Here is a 16,397-nt window from a genome sequence, read left to right on the forward strand (position 1 = left end):
CTGATTACCAAGCCTTCGCGTCAGTTATTTGGCGCTCCCCGTGGTCTTCTTAGCCTGGTCGACGAACTTGTTGGTAAAAGTCTTGCTGACGTCGATTTTGGCGTTGGCCACCTCGGGCGAACCGACGCTGAACACCGCCAGCACGGCGTCGGCGCCCTTGGGATCCATCTTGCCGGTCTCGGAGAACATCGGGATCGTGTTCTTCAGCGCGGCGAGATAAAGGTCCTTGTTCTTGCCGACCATCTCGTCCGGCATCTTGGCCATGATCTCTTCGGGCGAATGCGAATGGATCCAGGCGATCGTGGCCAGCATTGCGTTGGTCAGCGCCTGCGTCTCCTTCTCATGTCCATTGATCCAGGCCAGTGTCGAGTACAGCGCGCCGCCCGGATATTCCCCGCCGAACGTCTCTAGCGTGTCCTTTTGCGTGCGGGTGTCGCTGAGAATGCGCAAATCCTTGTGGGTGCCCTGGAGCACGGTGACGGAGGGATCTAGCATCACCGCGGCATCGATCTGACCCTGCTCCATCGCAGCGACGGCCGTGGCGCCGAGGCCGACGCCGATCACGGCGGTGCCGGCCGGATCGAGCCCATTCTTCTTCAGAAGATATTTCAGGAAGAAGTCGGTGGAGGAGCCGGGCGCGCTGACACCGACCCTCTTGCCGGCCAGATCCTTGACCGATTTGATGTCCCCGCTATGCGACGGTGCGACGACCAGCACAAGCCCGGGATAGCGGTCATAGACCACGAAAGCCTGCAGCTCCTGCTTCTTGGCCGCCAGGTTGACGCAATGGTCGAAATAACCGGAAACCACGTCGGCACTGCCGCCGAGCACGGCCTTGAGCGCGTCCGAGCCCCCCTTGAGATCGACCAGCTCGACATTAAGGCCGGCCTTCTCGTACTCGCCGAGCTGCTTGGCCAGCACCGTCGGCAAATAGCACAGGCAGGCGCCGCCACCTATCGCGATGGTCACCTTGCTTTGCGCTGCGGCAAGACCGGTGGTGAGCGTCAGCGCGAGCAGCGCGCCAGCGAGCCTGGCAATCGTGTTCTTCATTGGTTTCCTCCGTTCGGCTAGCGGCACCATAGAGCAGCGCAACTGGCTTGAGAAGCACCGCTTAAGTGGCACTGGCCATTGGCCTTTCGGCGCAATAGCATGCGCCCACAACAATAATCTCTGAGGGGAGGATCATCCATGAATCGCCTTGCTGCCGGGCTGTCGATCACCGCTGCCTTTGTCGCCGGATGCGGCGCGACCTACTTGCTCGGGCCGGCGCTCGCCGCCGAAAACATCACCGCGCAGATCATCCATACCGGCGACATGGAAGGCGACGCACTCGGCGCCGCCAACCAAGTCGGATACCGTTCGAAGACGTTCATGACCGCTGATGGCTCGACCGTGTCGATCCAGGTCGGCAATGTGCCGAAACACCTGCATCCCAACACCAACGAGATTCGGTACATCCTGGACGGCACCGGGACGATCTGGCTCGGCGACAAGGAAGTGACGGTGAAGCCGGGCGATCTCGTCATCATCCCGAAGGGCACGCCGCATGGCGGCACCAAGCCGATCAGCGGCCAGGTCAAGGCGATCGCGATCAAGACGCCGCCGCAGGCGCCCGACGACGTCAAGCTGCTGGATTGAGCATTTGCTATCGGGGTTCGCGCAGATGCGCGGGCCCTTTTGCCGCTAGCCGCGGCCGTCCACGGTCGGCCGCCAGACCAATAGCCGCCGCTCGACCAGCGTGACACCAAAATCGATCAGGATGACGAAGGCCGACAGCACAAACATGCCGGCGAACACGCCGGCGACGTCGAACACGCCTTCGGCCTGCTGGATCAGATAGCCGAGGCCTGCCGCCGATCCCAGATATTCGCCGACGACGGCGCCGACCACGGCGAAGCCGACCGAGGTGTGCAGCGAGGAGAACATCCACGACAGCGCCGACGGCCAATAGACGTGCCGCATTAGCTGCCCCTCGCTCATGCCGAGCATGCGGCCGTTGTCGAGCACGGTGCGGCTGACTTCCTTGACGCCCTGGTAGACGTTGAAGAACACGATGAAGAACACCAGCGTCACGCCGAGCGCGACCTTGGACCAGATGCCAAGCCCCAGCCACAGCGCGAAGATCGGCGCCAGCACCACACGCGGCAACGCATTGACCATCTTCACATAGGGGTCGAACACCGCGGCCACCAGCGGCTGGCGCGCGAACCAGAAGCCGATGAGGACGCCGCCGAGCGATCCGATCACGAAGGCGAGGATCGATTCCACCAGCGTGATCCAGAGATGCTTCCAGATCACGCCGGAGACGAACCATTTGACGATCTGCTCGAACACGTCGATCGGGTTGGAGAAGAAGAACGGCGGCAGCAGGATCTTGCCGAACACCGGCACGGTCGACAGCAACTGCCACAGCACGATGCAGACGATCGCGACCAGGACTTGCAAGGCAAGCAGCGTGACGCGCGACATCAGACGGCCTCCGCCGCGTGGGTGGATTGCGCGTAGCCTTTCATCACCTCGTCCTTGAGCACGCTCCAGATCTCTCGATGCAGCGCGTGGAAGTCCTTGTCCATCCGCACCTCGAAGATGTCACGCGGGCGGGCGAGCTGCACGCGCCAGTCGCCGATGATGCGCGAGGACGGTCCCGCCGACATGATCACGACGCGGTCAGCGAGTGCGATCGCCTCCTCGAGATCGTGGGTGACGAACAGCACGGCCTTGCGGTCGGCGTTCCAGAGATCGAGCAGCAAATTGCCCATCACCTGGCGCGTCTGCGCATCGAGCGGCCCGAACGGCTCGTCCATCAGCAGGATCTTCGGGTCGCGGATCAGGACCTGCGCCAACGCCACACGCTTGCGCTGGCCGCCGGAGAGCATGTGCGGATAGCGGTTGGCAAACGCGCCGAGACCTACGGAGGTGAGCCATTTTTGCGCCTGCGGCAGCGCCTCGCTGCGTGGCGTGCCCTTGATCTCGAGCCCGATCGCGACATTGTCGAGCGCCGTCTTCCAGGGGAACAGCGCATCGGCCTGGAAAAGATAACCGGCATCCCGGTTCAGCCCGGCGAGCGGCCGATCAAAAATCTTGACGCTGCCGGCGGCCGGCTTGAGCAGCCCGGCGGCGACATTGAGCAGCGTGGATTTTCCGCAGCCGGTCGGGCCGACAATGGCGACGAACTCGCCCTGCGCGACCGCGAGATGGGCCTTCTCCACCGCCGTATAGACCCGCCCGTCCCCCAGCCGGAACGCGACCTTGGCATCTTCCAGCGCCACTGCCGTGGGCGTAGTCATGTGTTTCCTCCGAACTTGGCTTGATGCCTTAGCCGCTCGCGCGATCAAGTTCAATCAAGGCGCCAAGCGTGCTACGCATGGGCCTCGTCATCCCCTCCCTCCACGGGCGGGTCAGCGAAGTGAGCCCCCGCCCGATGCCGTCCAGACCGATGATTGGCTATTCCCGCGTCACCAAGAGCTTCGGCCCCCTCAGGGCCGTCGACGACGTGTCGCTCGACATCGCCGAGGGTGAATTTCTGGCCATCGTCGGCGGCTCGGGCTCGGGCAAGACGACGCTGGTGCGGCTTGCCAACCGGCTGATCGAGGCCGATGACGGCATCATCACGGTCGAGGGCGAGGACGTCCAAAACATCGATCCGGTCGCGCTGCGGCGCCGGATCGGCTACGTCTTCCAGAGCGGCGGGCTGTTTCCGCATCTAAATGTCGCTGACAATATCGGGATCACGCCAAAGCTGCTGGGCGAGCCGGCAGCGGCGATCGCGACGCGCGTCGACGAGTTGCTGGAGCTCGTCCAGCTCGACCGTGCCACCCATCGTGACAGGCTGCCGGAGGCACTCTCGGGCGGGCAGCGCCAGCGCGTCGGCGTGGCACGGGCGCTGGCAGCAAAGCCTCGCATCTTGCTGATGGACGAGCCATTCGGCGCGCTCGATCCCCTAACCCGTGATGCGCTCGGCGAGGATTTTCGCGAGCTGCACCGCAAGCTCGGCCTGACAACCGTGATGATTACGCACGACATGACGGAGGCGATTTTGCTTGCCGACCGCATCGCGGTCATGCGCGGCGGCAAGCTGCTCGCGCAGGGCACGCCGTCTGAGCTCTCGACGAGCAGCGATGCCTATGTGCTGGAGCTGCTAAGCACGCCGCGGCGCCAGGTCGACCGGCTGAACGCGCTCTTGCCACAGGGCGGTGCGGCATGAGCTTCTTCAATGATCCGCGCTGGGGCGAGGCGCTGTCGCATTTGCCCGATTATCTCGGCAATCATGTGCGGGTGAGCCTCGCCGCGCTCGCGCTCGGCCTGATCGTCAGCCTGCCGCTCGCAATCCTCACACGCAACCGCCCGGCGCCGCGCGCCATCCTGCTCGCGCTCGCCAGCATCGTGCAGACCGTGCCGGGGCTGGCGCTGCTCGCGCTGTTCTACCCGCTGCTGCTGCTCGCGGCGTCCGTGACGCTGAAATGGTTCGGCGTCTCCTTCTCCGCATTCGGATTCCTGCCGGCGATGCTGGCGCTGGCGCTCTATTCGATGCTGCCGGTGCTGCGCAACGGCATCACCGGGCTCAACGGCATCGACCCCGCTCTGATCGAAGCCGCCAAGGGCGTCGGCATGACGGCGCGGCAGTCGCTCGTCATGGTCGAGCTGCCGCTGGCACTGCCAGTGATGATGGCCGGCATCCGCACCGCCGCCGTGTGGGTGATCGGCACCGCGACGCTGTCGACGCCGATCGGTCAAACCAGCCTCGGCAATTACATTTTCGCGGGGTTGCAGACCCAGAACTGGGTATTCGTGCTGTTCGGCTGCTTGGCCTCGGCCCTGCTCGCGCTCGCCGTCGATCAGCTGCTTGGCCTCGTCGAGAGCGGCCTGCGCAATCGCAGCCGCCTGGGTGCCGGGCTCGGTGCGATCGGGATCGCGGCGCTGGTTGCGGCGACGCTGGTGCCGACGATGGGACGTTCGTCGTCCGGCTATGTGGTCGGTGCAAAGACCTTCGCCGAGCAATATGTGCTCTCGGCTCTGCTGAGGGACCGCCTCCAGGCAGCCGGTTTCTCCGCAGCGGCACGGTCCGGTCTCGGCTCGAGCGTGATCTTCGGGGCGCTGAAGGCCGGCGATATCGATCTCTATGTCGACTATTCCGGCACGCTCTGGGCCAACCAGCTGCACCGCACCGACATCAAGCCGCGCGCGGAGCTGGTGACAGATTTGAAGACGGCGCTAGCAAAGGACAACATCACGCTGCTCGGCGAGCTCGGTTTCGAGAATGCTTATGCGCTGGTGATGCCGAAGACGCGCGCCGACGCGCTCGGCATCCACACCATCGCCGATCTCGCCGCGCACGCTTCAACGATGTCGATTGCCGGCGATTACGAATTCTTCTCGCGGCCGGAATGGGCGGCGCTGCGACAGGCCTATGGCCTTCAGTTCAGCGCGCAGCGCCAGATGCAGCCGGACTTCATGTATGCGGCGGTCGCGAGCGGCGAGGTCGACGTGATCGCCGGCTACACCAGCGACGGGCTGATCGCGAAATACGATCTGGTGACGCTCGACGATCCCAAGCACGCGATCCCGCCTTACGATGCCATCCTGCTGCTTGCGCCGAAGCGCGCCGGCGACGAGCGGCTCAAAGCGGCGCTGAGCCCGCTGCTCGGCAAGATCGACATCGCCACCATGCGCGAAGCAAACCTGCGCGCCAGCGGCAATGACGCGAATTCATCGCCGGATGTGGTGGCGAGGTGGCTGTGGGAGAAGGTCGGCAGGCAGTAGGCCTGTGCCGCGCACGCTCGTACCCAAGCCGTCATCCTGAGAGCTTGTGAAGCTTTCAGGGTGACGGGGAAAGAGCAGCGCTCGGACGGGCAAACAGCCTTAAAGCCCGTGTATCATCCCCGCATTGATCAGCAGCCGGTTGAGCCGCCGCGCCTCGGCGCCGTCCTTGCAGCCGTAGAAGATGCCGTTGCAGCGGAGCATGATTTCCTTCTGCTCGGCGAAGGACGGATCGAGCGGAATGCCGGCCGCCTCCTGGATCACCAGCGGCAGATAGGGACCGTCGACCGTGTCCATCACCGTATCGCTCTTCACCGGCTCGAAATTGACGGCGTCGATCGCGTAATAGGTCGCATAGAGGCGCGGATCATAAGCGTCGAGCTTCTTGCCGATCGCGCCTTCGTCGAGCCCTGGCTCGAGCAGATTGGGCGCGAACTCGGGCTGGTGATCGCCGTAGCGCACGATCAGGAAAGGCTCGCCCGGAAAATTCTTCTTCAAGCCCGCAATGAAGGACTTGTATTGCTCGGCGCTCATCGCCTGCCGACGCAGATATTCGTCGATCGACGGCGCGTTGCCCGGCGGGCGCCAGTTCGGCATCAGATCGGGGCGGAAGCGCGTCTCCCAGGGGAAATGATTGGCGCCGAGATAGATGAAGCTGAACAGCGGCTTGTTCGGCGTCCGCTCGCCCATCAGCCGCAACGCCTTGTCGTAGAAGAAGCTGTCGGGTTCGACGTCCTTCGCGCCGAGATCCCTGGAGTCGAGGAAGCGCTCGACGCCGGTCGTCACCTGGAAGCTGCGCGCACCCATGAAGCCGCCATAGGCGGGATAGAGCGACATGGTGTCGTAGCCGCACCGGCGCAGCGCCAGCGGCAGGCCGCGCTCGACGCGGCCCGACGCAATACGCGTCACGAAATAGGCGAAGCGGCCGAACGAGCGCGAGGAGAGACCCGCAAGCACATTGTATTCGGTGAACCAGCTAGGCCCGCCATTGCTCTCGGCCAGAAATGTGCGCTCCTTGCCGTCCCAGGACTTGAAGTGACTGCCGTAACCCGGCGGCACCTTGATGCCCTGTGCGGCGCGGATGTCAAAACTCGATTCATCATGGATCATGATGATGTTCGGCCGGCGGCCGGCTGGATGGCAGGCGTCGACCAGCGGCATGTTGAGCCGCTCATTGGTCGAGGCGTCCGACTCCATGAAGCCGTACTGCACGAAATCGGAGACGGCGGTGACGCCGGAGCGGAAGAACTTTGAGAGATAGCCGTCGTCGTAATAGCCGCGCCAAGCTTCATCGGGATGATAGACGGAATATCCGACCACCCCCGCGAGACAGGCGAGCATCGCGGCGAGCGCCGGCAGGCGGCGGATGCGGAACGGATCGAGCCACCACAGCGCATACATCAGCGGCAGCGTGACGAAGCCGGCGCCGATCACCGACCAGCGCAAGTTCGGGAAGATCGTGAACAGGAACGCGACCGTGTCGCGGTCGATCATCATCAGGTCGATGAAGTTGACCGTCATCTGCACGACATCGTGCTTGAGCCGCGACAGCAGCACCAGCACCACGACCATGGTCAGCGACAATGCGCCCGACAGCGCCGGCCGGCGCAACAACGTGATCCAGAAGAAGTTGAGGATGCCCCAGGCGAGCAAGAAGGACACGCGCGAGCCGAAATCGGTCTCGGTCTCGTACATGAGAGCGAGGGCGGCAAGATGCGGTGCGGCAACCGCGAGCAGCCGCCAGATGCCGCGCGCGGCGACGCTCGCCAGAACGGCGGTGGTGGCGGAAGGACCTGAATTGGGCGCGGACGCCATCAACAACACGCAACTTCTGGTCCGGCGGGTGATGCCAGGCCGTCTGGCGGGCCTGCGGCGTTCGGCGCAGCCGGAAGCCTGCACCGTGTCATAAAACTGTAATTGAACGGTCACGGACAAGCAACGCGAGCAGCGAACCGACCTTCGCTTAATGTTAGCGGGTGGCGAAAGGCGGCACGCCGGCACGCTAGGGCTTGGCGATCCCCACGATGAACAGATCGATCACTGCCTCCGCCATCCGCTCGATCTCGTCCTCCGCCACGCCCCAGCGCGGAAAATGGCCGTCGAGGTTCATCCGGGCAAAACCGTAAATCAGGGCGCGGCCGGCGATCAGGACGCGTTTGAGATCCGCCGATTGCAGCAGGCCCTGCTCGGCCGCGTCAGCCAGCATCTGCTCGGTCAGCGCGACCAGCTCGGCATTGTCGCGCGTCAGCTCGGCCGAGCTGCCATGGGCGAAATAGCGGCCGGTGGAGATGATCTCGAAATGCGCGGGGTTACGTATCGCCCAGCGTACATAAGCGATGCCGAAAGCGCGGAAGCGGGCCAGCGGGTCGGCCGATGGCACTTCCCTCAGCGCGGCCTCGATCTCGACGCGGAAGCGCCGCTGCGCCTCCCCGGCCACCGCCGCCATCAGCGCATCGCGGTTGGGGAAGTGCCGGAACGGTGCCGCCGGCGACACCGCAGCCCGGCGCGCAGCCTCGCGCACGGACACCTCGGCGCCCTCGGCCGCCAGTTGCAGCGCAGCGTCGATCAGCACGCGGCGGAGGTCGCCGTGATGATAGGGCCGGGCTTCCGATGTCTGGCGAAGGGTGCGGGACTTGGATGTCTGACGCTTGGAGGTCTGACGGGCGGGCATGGCGTCTTCTAGCATCACCCGAACGTGAATGTAAGCAGAGATTACATTATTGACGATCACGCCGCCCGAAATGTAATCGATGATTACATGATAGAGGAGACCACCATGTCGCAACGGCAAAGCTGGTTCGAAGGCTGGCGGCTGCTCGCCGTCCTCACGCTGAGCCTGATTGCCTTAAGCCTCTGGATCGCCTCGATGCGGCAGTTCGAGGTCGAGGGCATGCGCATGGTCATCCGCTTCACGGCGCGCAGCTCGCTGCTGCTGTTCTGCCTGGCCTTCGGTGCCGCGGCGCTGGCGCGGCTGTGGCCGAACGCCTGGACGCGCTGGCAGCGTCGCAACCGCCGCTATCTGGGCTTAAGCTTTGCGGCCTCCCACGCCATCCATGCGCTCGCGATCGTCGTGTTCGCGAAGATGGACCCGGCCGGCTTTGCGGAGGCGACCTCGCCCGCCTCCTACATCTTCGGCGGCATCGGCTACGCGGTCATCATCGCCATGAGCGCGACCTCATTCGACCGCACGGCCGCACTGATCGGACCGCGCGCCTGGCGCGCGCTGCACCTCGTAGGCGGCTATTATCTCTGGTTCCAGTTCATGGTGTCGTTCGGCAAGCGCGTGCCGGCGATGCCGCTCTATGCTGCGTTCCTCATTCCGCTGCTGGCCATGATGGCGTTGCGGCTGATCGCGATGGCCGCCCATTCACGCGGACGGACGGCCGTGGCAGGTTGAGCGGCCGCTTCAGCCTTGCGGCAGCAGCCCGAGCCGCTTGGCGATGATGCGGTCGACCGTGCGCTTGGGCAGTGCGGCCGTCATGAAGTGCCGCATCCGGTCGGGCGTGATCTGGTAGCGAACCTTGGGCCTCGCAGCCGTGAGGGCCTCGAAGACGACCTCGGCGATACGTTCGGCCGGCAGCCCGGTCTCGCCGAGCTTCATCATGAACGCCATGACCTTGTTGAGCGCCGGGAGATAGGGCGAGTTCTGGTAGACCGACATATCGAACTGCTCGGCCTTGCTCCAGATTGGCGTCTTCACTGCGCCTGGCGCGACGATGATGACGTCGATGCCGAACAGCATCAGCTCGCGGCGCAGGCTCTCCGACAGGCCCTCGATGGCGTGCTTGGAGGTGCAGTAGGGCGCCGACAGCGGATTGCCATTCTTGCCTGCGACCGAGCTGATCATGACGATCCGCCCTTTCGGCCCGTTCAGCGACGGATCTGCGCCGAGCAACGGCCCGAACGCCTGCGTCGCGATCACAGGGCCGATGACGTTGACGTCCATCTGGCGACGGAAATCATCCGCCGACAATTCGAGCACGGGACCGGCGACGGCAACGCCGGCATTGTTGACGAGGCCCGCCAGCGTCTCGCCACCCAGCACCTCGCGCACCTGGCGCGCGGCCGCCAGCACGGCGGCCTCGTCGGTGACGTCGAACAGCAGCGGCGTGAAGTTTTGGCCGAACTCACCCGTGAGCCGGTCGGCGTCGGCCTGCTTGCGGACGCTGCCGAAAACGCGATAGCCGCGCGCAATCATATATTGCGCGATGGCCCAGCCGATGCCGGTGGACGCGCCGGTGACGACGACAGATCGCATGGTCTTCCCCCCAATAGTTCCCATGGTCATGTAGGAGGAAGGCGTCGGTGCGCAATGCCGTCCACCTCCAAGCAGGTGCGGCGGATGTCGGTACTTAAGGTGGAGCGGCGCGAGAACATCGCGACACATGATCGATTGCATCCTGACAATACGGATGAAGTGCCGAATCCTTGACTCTGAAGACGCAGCACTTTTGGCGATTGAAGGTTTCTGAAAAAGCTCTGAAAAAGACGCGAGACCAAGAATGTGCTTTAAGCGTCAGTTCTTGGTCTTGCGCCGAGGCTTCAAGCATCGAAGAGTTTGAATGAAGCTACAAAGCTTGAGAGGGAATGCATGTGTCGGGGCATCCATCTCATCTCGGTTCGAATATACCGGATAAGCACTTAATTTTTGGTTTGCCTCCGCTAATGGACAGCACCCTGGCCGGCCCGCTCGCGGAGCCGATAGAACTGGAGCGCAGCCTTCGCGGTATTCGGCTTCAACCGGAAGAAGCTCGCAAAGCACTGCTCCAATCGTGCTTTCGCCTCGGGGGCCGAGCCGCGCTGAAACGTCAAGATCGCCTTCGTCGTGTCCCAGGATAGTCCGATGGCCTTCGCGAGAATGAGAATTTGCTCGGGCTCGGAGCGGACCAGCGCACGCTCGATCGCTCCGATCGGCAGATCGCTCATGAGCGACAGGGCAATTGCGGTCTTGTCGAAGTTTCGCTCGCCGATGAAGCCGAGCACCCTGGCCTCGTCGAGTATTCCCCCAGAGTGCAGGGACCTCACCTCGGCCATCGCCCGGGCATGCTCGCTCGAGCCCACCCGTGCCGTCATCTGAAGCTCGTCGGAGGCCTCCGCGACGGCGCTGCGGATCAGGACTGCCCGGCGGGGATCGGCAGCTTCCAGCTTGCACCGCACCATCTCGGATGCATGGACGAACAATTTCAGCAGGGTCTCGCGCGGAATATCCGGGCGAGACCAGATGCACATGGCGAGCGCGCCATTGTCCCGCGCCCGCTTGACGAGCATGGACATCCCCTGGGGCGAGAATCTGGCTCCGCCGTTGCCGGCAGTCCGTACGGCAACATCATTGTTGCCGCGTTGGACGAGGACATCGGTGACGGGTTCCGTCAACTGGCTGCGCCCGGCGATGGCCAGCAGGTGATCCTGGCTCCTGGTCCGCGCGTTCTCCGCCAACGTCACCTCGTCGAGCCGTGGCGAATGCTCGAGCACCGGCGCGGCCACCTCGGGCGCATCGTCAAACGCCAGCAAGCGGATCGTCCGGGGCGGAGCGTCAGGCAATCTGGAAAGCCGGCTCCCGAAGGTCGCCCGGGCGGCGCATTCGATATTCTGGAGCAGCGTGCTCATCACCTCGTCGAACAGATCAATCTGTCCCTCGGTGAACTTGCCCGAGCCGAACACGAAGAGGTCTGCGACTTGTCGCAGGAGCTCGGCGCGCTTCGACAGCTCCGGGCTCGCCAGCGCCGTCTCGAGTTGATCGATCACGCCGTTCGCCAAATTCATCTCTCGTGTCCCGGAGATCGAGTTGCCCGTGTTCCGACGAAGATCATGACATCACGCGACGTTTTGCGCCGGCAACGGCGAATCGAAACTGACTTCCGAGTTCGGCACGGGTCGCCCGAACAGATATCCCTGGACGAGGTCCACTCCCGCCGCCTGCAGGGCCTCGAACTGCGCACGACTCTCGACCCCTTTGGCCACCGTGGCGACATCGAGACCGCGCGCCAATGCGACGGCAGAGGCGACGACCGCCGCGCAGTCCCGTCGCGTTGCGCAGCCCTGCACGATCGCCCGGTCGATCTTGAACTTGTCGAATGGGAAGCTCTGGAGGTAGCTCCCGGCGGAATAGCCCACACCGCAATTGTCGAGGACGACGCCGACGCCCAGGTTCTTTAGTTGCCGGACCGTGAGCAGATGAGCCGCAAGATTCCCGTCCAGCAGCGCAGCGTCGGGAATTTCGAGCTCGAGGCGCTCCGGCGACAATCCCGACTCGACCAGCGCGCACAGGACGACGTCCAGTAGGTTACCTTTGTGGAACTGGGCAGCGCTCATGTTGACGGCGACCCGGATATGGGCCGGCCAGGCGGCCGCATCCAGGCAGGCCTGTCGCAGAATCCATTCACCGAGCGGCAGCATCAGTCCGGCCTGCTCGGCGACATCGAGGAACTGCGAAGGCGCCAGCACGCCCTTCGACGGGTGATGCCAGCGCACAAAACATTCCAGGCCGGTCATCGCGCACGTTCCGGCATCAATGATCGGCTGGTAGTGCAGCTCCAACTCGTTGCGAGCCATCGCCTCGCGCAGTTCGCCTTCGATCGACTTCTGTGTGTCGGCAGCTTCCGTCATCTCGGGTTGGAAGATGCGGAAATCATTCCGCCCTGCGGATTTCGTCGCATAAAGCGCCAAGTCCGCCCTCTGTAGCAAGCTCTCGGCATCGGCGCCGTGCTCCGGCGCGAAGGCGATACCGATACTGGTGCCGACGCTGACGCGATGACCGTCCAGATCGAAGGGTTGCTCGATTAGACCGATGATCCTCAGAGCCAATGCGATCGCGCCTTCGCTTTGAACTTTTTCGTTCTCCTGGATGATCGCGAATTCGTCGCCGCCGAGGCGCGCCAGGACGTCGGTATCCCGCAGCGATGAACTCAGCCGCCGCGCCACCTCAATCAGCAACTGGTCGCCCGCAGCGTGACCGAGCGTATCGTTGACCGCCTTGAATCTGTCCAGATCCAGCATCAGCACGGTGAACTTTGCGCCATGACGCTGCGACCGCTTTGCAGCATCGTCGAGTTTTTCGGAGAACACGGCGCGGTTCGCAAGACCCGTGAGCAGATCGTGCTGCGCCAGATATGCGATGCGCTTCTCGTCTCTCGCTCGCTCGGTGATATCCTCGTGGGTCGTGAGCCAGCCACCGTCCGCCATCATGTGACGCGCAATCGCGACCACCCTGCCGTCGGCGAGTTCCCGGATCTCGCTGAGCTGCTTCACGTTCTGATTGAGATAGACGTCCGGCGCGACGTCGACGAAATGCGTGCCTTGCTCGCGACGATACTCGAGAATTTGCGCCAGCATGGTTCCTGGTTTTATCCGATCACCGTCAATGTGGTAGATTTCGCTATAGCGTGCGTTCGACACCACGATCCTCTGGTCCGCATCGAACATGCAAAGCCCTTGGGACATGTTGTTGAGGGCGGCGTCGAAGCGCATGTTGATCGCTTCGAGCTCCGCGGCCTTCTGGGCCAGCATTTGCTCGCCGCGCCTTTGCTCGGTGACGTCTTCGTGCGTCGCGACCCAGCCGCCATCCGGCAGCGGCTTGCGCTGGATCAGAACCTGGCGCTGGTCTTTCAGTTCATAGGCCTGCTGCCGCAGGGTCGGCATCTTCTGAAGATGTTGATTGACTGTCAGGTCGCCGGCGGATTCGCCGCGATCCGCGTAGTGCTGCAATATCCGTTCCAGCGGCGTGCCGGGCATGACGAGTTCGTCTGGCAGATCGTACATCTGCTGATAGCGGCTGTTCGATATCACGAGATTCTTGTCTGCATCAAACAGGCAGAGCCCCTGGGACATGTTGCTGATAGCGACATCGAACCGCGTGTTGATGAGCTTCAGCTCGGCGGCATTTTCCGCTAGCAGCATCTCGTCGCGCCGCTTCTCGGTGATGTCCTCATGGGTGGCGACCCAGCCGCCATCGGCCATGGGGGTACGCAGGATCGAGATGATGCGGCCGTCGGCGAGCGTGACAATCCGCGGGGTCCGGCGCCTTGCGCCATCGAGGAACTCGTCAATGTCGAGATCGCCTCCCGCCGTCTTGTAGACGCCGACGATGCTGCCCAGCGGCGTACCGCGCCTGACCTGCGCCTCGGTGAGGTCGTAGATATCACGATAACGGCTGTTGGCGATCAGCAGCTTCGCGTCGGCATCAAACATGCTGAGCCCATGCGGCATGTTGCTCAACGCAGCGTCGAACCGAGCACTCGCGGCCGCAAGTGCATTCGTTTGCCGCCGCAGCAGAAATGTACCGATCAGAATAATGGTGACGATCGCGGCAGCCAGCGGACCGAAGGTGTAGAGATGCCGGTACAGCGGCTGCAACACGTAACTGCGCGAGTAAGTCACCACCAGAACCAGCGGCAGGCCGGAAACGGCCTTGTACGCTGCAATGCGCGCGACGCCATCGATGGGGCTCGTGAGCTCGTATGAGCCTACCTCGGAGACCGGCAGATATTGGGTAAACAGCGGGCCGCCGGCGACCGACTTGCCGAGGACATCTTTCTGTTCCGGTACGCGCGCGAGGACGCGTCCGTTACGGTGGAGCAGCACCACCGAGCCATTCGGGCCGAGATCGATCTTCCGGTAGATCTTCAGGAGAAAAGATTGATCCAGCGGCGCAGTGACGATGCCCGCAAAGCTTCCATCCGGGTTGTTCAATCGGCGTGACGCCGCACTGAACCATTTGTCGCCGCCTGCCGAGCGATAGGGTGGTGCAACGAACAATCCGGTGCCAGCGCCATCGCGTTGCGCGATGAAGTGCGCCATGTCCGAGATGTTGTTGCGCGGCAGCGTGTGGTCGTAGGAATGCGCAACGACCGCGCCGGACGCATCGGTCCAGCCGACCGCGACGAGAATCGACGAGCTCTTGACCAGTTGACGCAGCGCGACATTGGCCGCTTCGCCATCGGCGTATTTTCCGGACAAAGCGTCCCTGCGGATTGCCCGCGCCTCAAGCAGCACACGATCGATGTCTTCGAACGTCACCGCGGCATGCTCGGCCAGAATAGCCGAGAGATTGAGGGCGTCGGTTTTCGCAGATGCGACTGCTTCTCGGTAGCGGATGCCCAGATCAACGAGAAAAAGGGCGACGACAACGAGCGAAAACAGCAAGCCCAGGATCGTGACGGACGATCCCGGCGATCCGGTCGGCCTTCGCCAAGGGTTCGGCATTGTCCATCTGCGGTACGAGCAAAAGTTCACCCTCGCTCAGTCGCACTAAGATTTGGTTGATCTACCTATCGCAATTGGACTCCGTAGTCGCACGGAGATCACGTCAGTAACGGTGTCCCAATACTCGGGAGCTCGCTGGAAAACATCCATTCTGCTGCAAAACCGAAGCCGGTTTCGGCAGGAGCTTCGCGCAGCGCGGGGCAGCGGCGCGCACGACAACGAGATCACACTGGCGCGAGGCGGACGTCGCCTCGCCGCGTCACTTCCGGGGTGGCGTCCATGCAAACCCCGGAGGCTAGTGAACATCGATCGAGGTCCGGGGGGCGCGACTTCGTCACGTCCCCCGAATGACGGCGTTGCCGTCAGTTCTTGCTCTTGTCGACCAGCGCGCCCTTCTTGATCCAGGGCATCATGTCGCGCAGCTTGGCGCCGACTTCCTCGATCGGGTGCTGGGCGAGCTTGGCGCGGGTCGCCTTGAACGAGGTCTGGTTGACCTTGTTCTCGAGCATCCAGTCGCGGGCGAACTTGCCGCCCTGGATGTCGGCGAGAACGCGCTTCATCTCGGCCTTGGTCTCGGCGGTGACGATACGCGGACCGGTGACATACTCGCCGTACTCCGCGGTGTTGGAGATCGAGTAGTTCATGTTGGCGATGCCGCCTTCATAGATCAGGTCGACGATCAGCTTCACTTCGTGCAGGCACTCGAAATAGGCCATCTCGGGGGCGTAGCCGGCTTCGACCAGGGTCTCGTAGCCGCCCTTGATCAGCTCGACCAGGCCGCCGCAGAGCACGACCTGCTCGCCGAACAGATCGGTCTCGCACTCTTCCTTGAAGGTGGTCTCGATGATGCCCGCGCGGCCGCCGCCGACAGCGGAGGCGTAGGACAGGCCGAGGTCATGGGCGTTGCCCGAGACATCCTTGGCGATCGCGATCAGGCAGGGCACGCCGCCGCCACGCTGATACTCCGAGCGCACGGTGTGGCCGGGGCCCTTCGGCGCAATCATCAGCACGTCGAGGTCGGCGCGCGGATCGAGCAGGTTGAAGTGGACGTTGAGGCCGTGCGCGAACACGAGCGCTGCGCCCTTCTTCATGTTGTCGTGCAGGTGTTCGCGATAGATGTCGCCCTGGAGCTCGTCCGGGGTCAGCATCATGACGAGGTCGGCCCATTTGGCGGCATCGGCGACTTCCATCACCTTGAAGCCGGCGGCTTCAGCCTTCTTGACCGAGCCCGAGTCCTTGCGCAGCGCGATCGCGACGTCCTTGACGCCGGAGTCCTTGAGGTTGAGCGCATGGGCGTGGCCCTGGCTGCCATAGCCGACGATGGCGACCTTCTTGCCCTTGATCAGGTTCAGGTCGGCGTCGCGATCGTAATAAACACGCATAGTCGTTTCCTCGTTCAGGGCCAGAATCGGCCGATAGTCAGTGTCCGAATGGTGAAA

Annotated in this window: 13 protein-coding genes; 4 read left to right on the forward strand and 9 right to left on the reverse strand. The window is 63.5% G+C overall.

The window, feature by feature from the left end; all coding sequences use genetic code 11:
• Positions 1-24: 24 nt before the first annotated feature.
• Entirely contained in the window at positions 25-1,050 is a 1,026-nt protein-coding gene (locus ABID58_RS20185; RefSeq protein WP_187435195.1) for an ABC transporter substrate-binding protein, read from the reverse strand.
• A gap of 138 nt (positions 1,051-1,188) precedes the next feature.
• Here ABID58_RS20185 and ABID58_RS20190 point away from each other — a divergent pair, with 138 nt between their 5' ends.
• Complete coding sequence (locus tag ABID58_RS20190; RefSeq protein ID WP_354034150.1) at positions 1,189-1,638, forward strand: cupin domain-containing protein; 450 nt, start codon at positions 1,189-1,191, stop codon at positions 1,636-1,638.
• Between the two features lie 45 nt (positions 1,639-1,683).
• On the opposite strand, the gene ABID58_RS20195 is transcribed toward ABID58_RS20190, so the two are convergent.
• Both ABID58_RS20195 and ABID58_RS20200 read right to left on the reverse strand, forming a co-directional pair.
• Positions 1,684-2,469 carry an ABC transporter permease gene (locus ABID58_RS20195; RefSeq protein WP_354034151.1) on the reverse strand — a complete coding sequence of 262 codons (786 nt, stop codon included), beginning with the start codon at positions 2,467-2,469 and terminating at the stop codon, positions 1,684-1,686.
• The gene (locus ABID58_RS20200; RefSeq protein ID WP_354034153.1) at positions 2,469-3,287 is read right to left on the reverse strand and encodes an ABC transporter ATP-binding protein; all 819 of its coding nucleotides are present in this window, start codon (positions 3,285-3,287) and stop codon (positions 2,469-2,471) included. Before ABID58_RS20200 ends, ABID58_RS20195 begins: the two co-directional genes overlap by 1 nt.
• Before the next feature lie 134 nt (positions 3,288-3,421).
• On the opposite strand from ABID58_RS20200, the gene ABID58_RS20205 reads away from it, so the two are divergent.
• Positions 3,422-4,204: an ATP-binding cassette domain-containing protein gene (locus ABID58_RS20205; RefSeq protein WP_187435194.1), complete on the forward strand. Its 783-nt coding sequence runs from the start codon at positions 3,422-3,424 to the stop codon at positions 4,202-4,204.
• The gene (locus ABID58_RS20210; RefSeq protein WP_148754190.1) at positions 4,201-5,760 is read left to right on the forward strand and encodes a glycine betaine ABC transporter substrate-binding protein; all 1,560 of its coding nucleotides are present in this window, start codon (positions 4,201-4,203) and stop codon (positions 5,758-5,760) included. The genes ABID58_RS20205 and ABID58_RS20210 overlap by 4 nt, the downstream gene beginning before the upstream one ends.
• A gap of 99 nt (positions 5,761-5,859) precedes the next feature.
• Here ABID58_RS20210 and ABID58_RS20215 read toward each other — a convergent pair whose 3' ends face one another.
• Both ABID58_RS20215 and ABID58_RS20220 read right to left on the reverse strand, forming a co-directional pair.
• Positions 5,860-7,572: a sulfatase-like hydrolase/transferase gene (locus tag ABID58_RS20215; protein WP_354034155.1), complete on the reverse strand. Its 1,713-nt coding sequence runs from the start codon at positions 7,570-7,572 to the stop codon at positions 5,860-5,862.
• 187 nt (positions 7,573-7,759) lie between these two features.
• Positions 7,760-8,428, reverse strand: coding sequence for a TetR/AcrR family transcriptional regulator (locus ABID58_RS20220; protein ID WP_354034157.1), 669 nt, complete (start codon positions 8,426-8,428; stop codon positions 7,760-7,762).
• 105 nt (positions 8,429-8,533) lie between these two features.
• On the opposite strand from ABID58_RS20220, the gene ABID58_RS20225 reads away from it, so the two are divergent.
• Positions 8,534-9,154 (forward strand): hypothetical protein, encoded by a 621-nt coding sequence (locus tag ABID58_RS20225; RefSeq protein ID WP_354034158.1) that lies wholly within the window; start codon positions 8,534-8,536, stop codon positions 9,152-9,154.
• A 9-nt stretch (positions 9,155-9,163) separates the two neighbouring features.
• Here ABID58_RS20225 and ABID58_RS20230 read toward each other — a convergent pair whose 3' ends face one another.
• From ABID58_RS20230 to ilvC, 4 genes are all read right to left on the reverse strand, one after another.
• The gene (locus ABID58_RS20230) at positions 9,164-10,015 is read right to left on the reverse strand and encodes an SDR family oxidoreductase (RefSeq protein ID WP_354034160.1); all 852 of its coding nucleotides are present in this window, start codon (positions 10,013-10,015) and stop codon (positions 9,164-9,166) included.
• A 404-nt stretch (positions 10,016-10,419) separates the two neighbouring features.
• Positions 10,420-11,520 (reverse strand): DUF2336 domain-containing protein, encoded by a 1,101-nt coding sequence (locus tag ABID58_RS20235; protein WP_354034161.1) that lies wholly within the window; start codon positions 11,518-11,520, stop codon positions 10,420-10,422.
• Between the two features lie 51 nt (positions 11,521-11,571).
• Positions 11,572-14,958, reverse strand: coding sequence for a bifunctional diguanylate cyclase/phosphodiesterase (locus ABID58_RS20240; RefSeq protein WP_354034163.1), 3,387 nt, complete (start codon positions 14,956-14,958; stop codon positions 11,572-11,574).
• 362 nt (positions 14,959-15,320) lie between these two features.
• Positions 15,321-16,340 carry a ketol-acid reductoisomerase gene (ilvC, locus tag ABID58_RS20245; RefSeq protein ID WP_008131520.1) on the reverse strand — a complete coding sequence of 340 codons (1,020 nt, stop codon included), beginning with the start codon at positions 16,338-16,340 and terminating at the stop codon, positions 15,321-15,323.
• Positions 16,341-16,397: the final 57 nt, after the last annotated feature.

It is taken from the genome of Bradyrhizobium sp. S3.2.6 (assembly GCF_040546885.1).
Taxonomy (GTDB): Bacteria; Pseudomonadota; Alphaproteobacteria; order Rhizobiales; family Xanthobacteraceae; genus Bradyrhizobium; species Bradyrhizobium cytisi.

What these genes read in the sequence shown, in the direction of transcription:
- ABID58_RS20185 (WP_187435195.1), bottom strand. Translation starts at nt 1,050, where the DNA reads ATGAAGAACACGATTGCCAGGCTCGCTGGCGCGCTGCTCGCGCTGACG.
- ABID58_RS20190 (WP_354034150.1), top strand. Translation starts at nt 1,189, where the DNA reads ATGAATCGCCTTGCTGCCGGGCTGTCGATCACCGCTGCCTTTGTCGCC.
- ABID58_RS20195 (WP_354034151.1), bottom strand. Translation starts at nt 2,469, where the DNA reads ATGTCGCGCGTCACGCTGCTTGCCTTGCAAGTCCTGGTCGCGATCGTC.
- ABID58_RS20200 (WP_354034153.1), bottom strand. Translation starts at nt 3,287, where the DNA reads ATGACTACGCCCACGGCAGTGGCGCTGGAAGATGCCAAGGTCGCGTTC.
- ABID58_RS20205 (WP_187435194.1), top strand. Translation starts at nt 3,422, where the DNA reads ATGCCGTCCAGACCGATGATTGGCTATTCCCGCGTCACCAAGAGCTTC.
- ABID58_RS20210 (WP_148754190.1), top strand. Translation starts at nt 4,201, where the DNA reads ATGAGCTTCTTCAATGATCCGCGCTGGGGCGAGGCGCTGTCGCATTTG.
- ABID58_RS20215 (WP_354034155.1), bottom strand. Translation starts at nt 7,572, where the DNA reads ATGGCGTCCGCGCCCAATTCAGGTCCTTCCGCCACCACCGCCGTTCTG.
- ABID58_RS20220 (WP_354034157.1), bottom strand. Translation starts at nt 8,428, where the DNA reads ATGCCCGCCCGTCAGACCTCCAAGCGTCAGACATCCAAGTCCCGCACC.
- ABID58_RS20225 (WP_354034158.1), top strand. Translation starts at nt 8,534, where the DNA reads ATGTCGCAACGGCAAAGCTGGTTCGAAGGCTGGCGGCTGCTCGCCGTC.
- ABID58_RS20230 (WP_354034160.1), bottom strand. Translation starts at nt 10,015, where the DNA reads ATGCGATCTGTCGTCGTCACCGGCGCGTCCACCGGCATCGGCTGGGCC.
- ABID58_RS20235 (WP_354034161.1), bottom strand. Translation starts at nt 11,520, where the DNA reads ATGAATTTGGCGAACGGCGTGATCGATCAACTCGAGACGGCGCTGGCG.
- ABID58_RS20240 (WP_354034163.1), bottom strand. Translation starts at nt 14,958, where the DNA reads ATGCCGAACCCTTGGCGAAGGCCGACCGGATCGCCGGGATCGTCCGTC.
- ilvC (WP_008131520.1), bottom strand. Translation starts at nt 16,340, where the DNA reads ATGCGTGTTTATTACGATCGCGACGCCGACCTGAACCTGATCAAGGGC.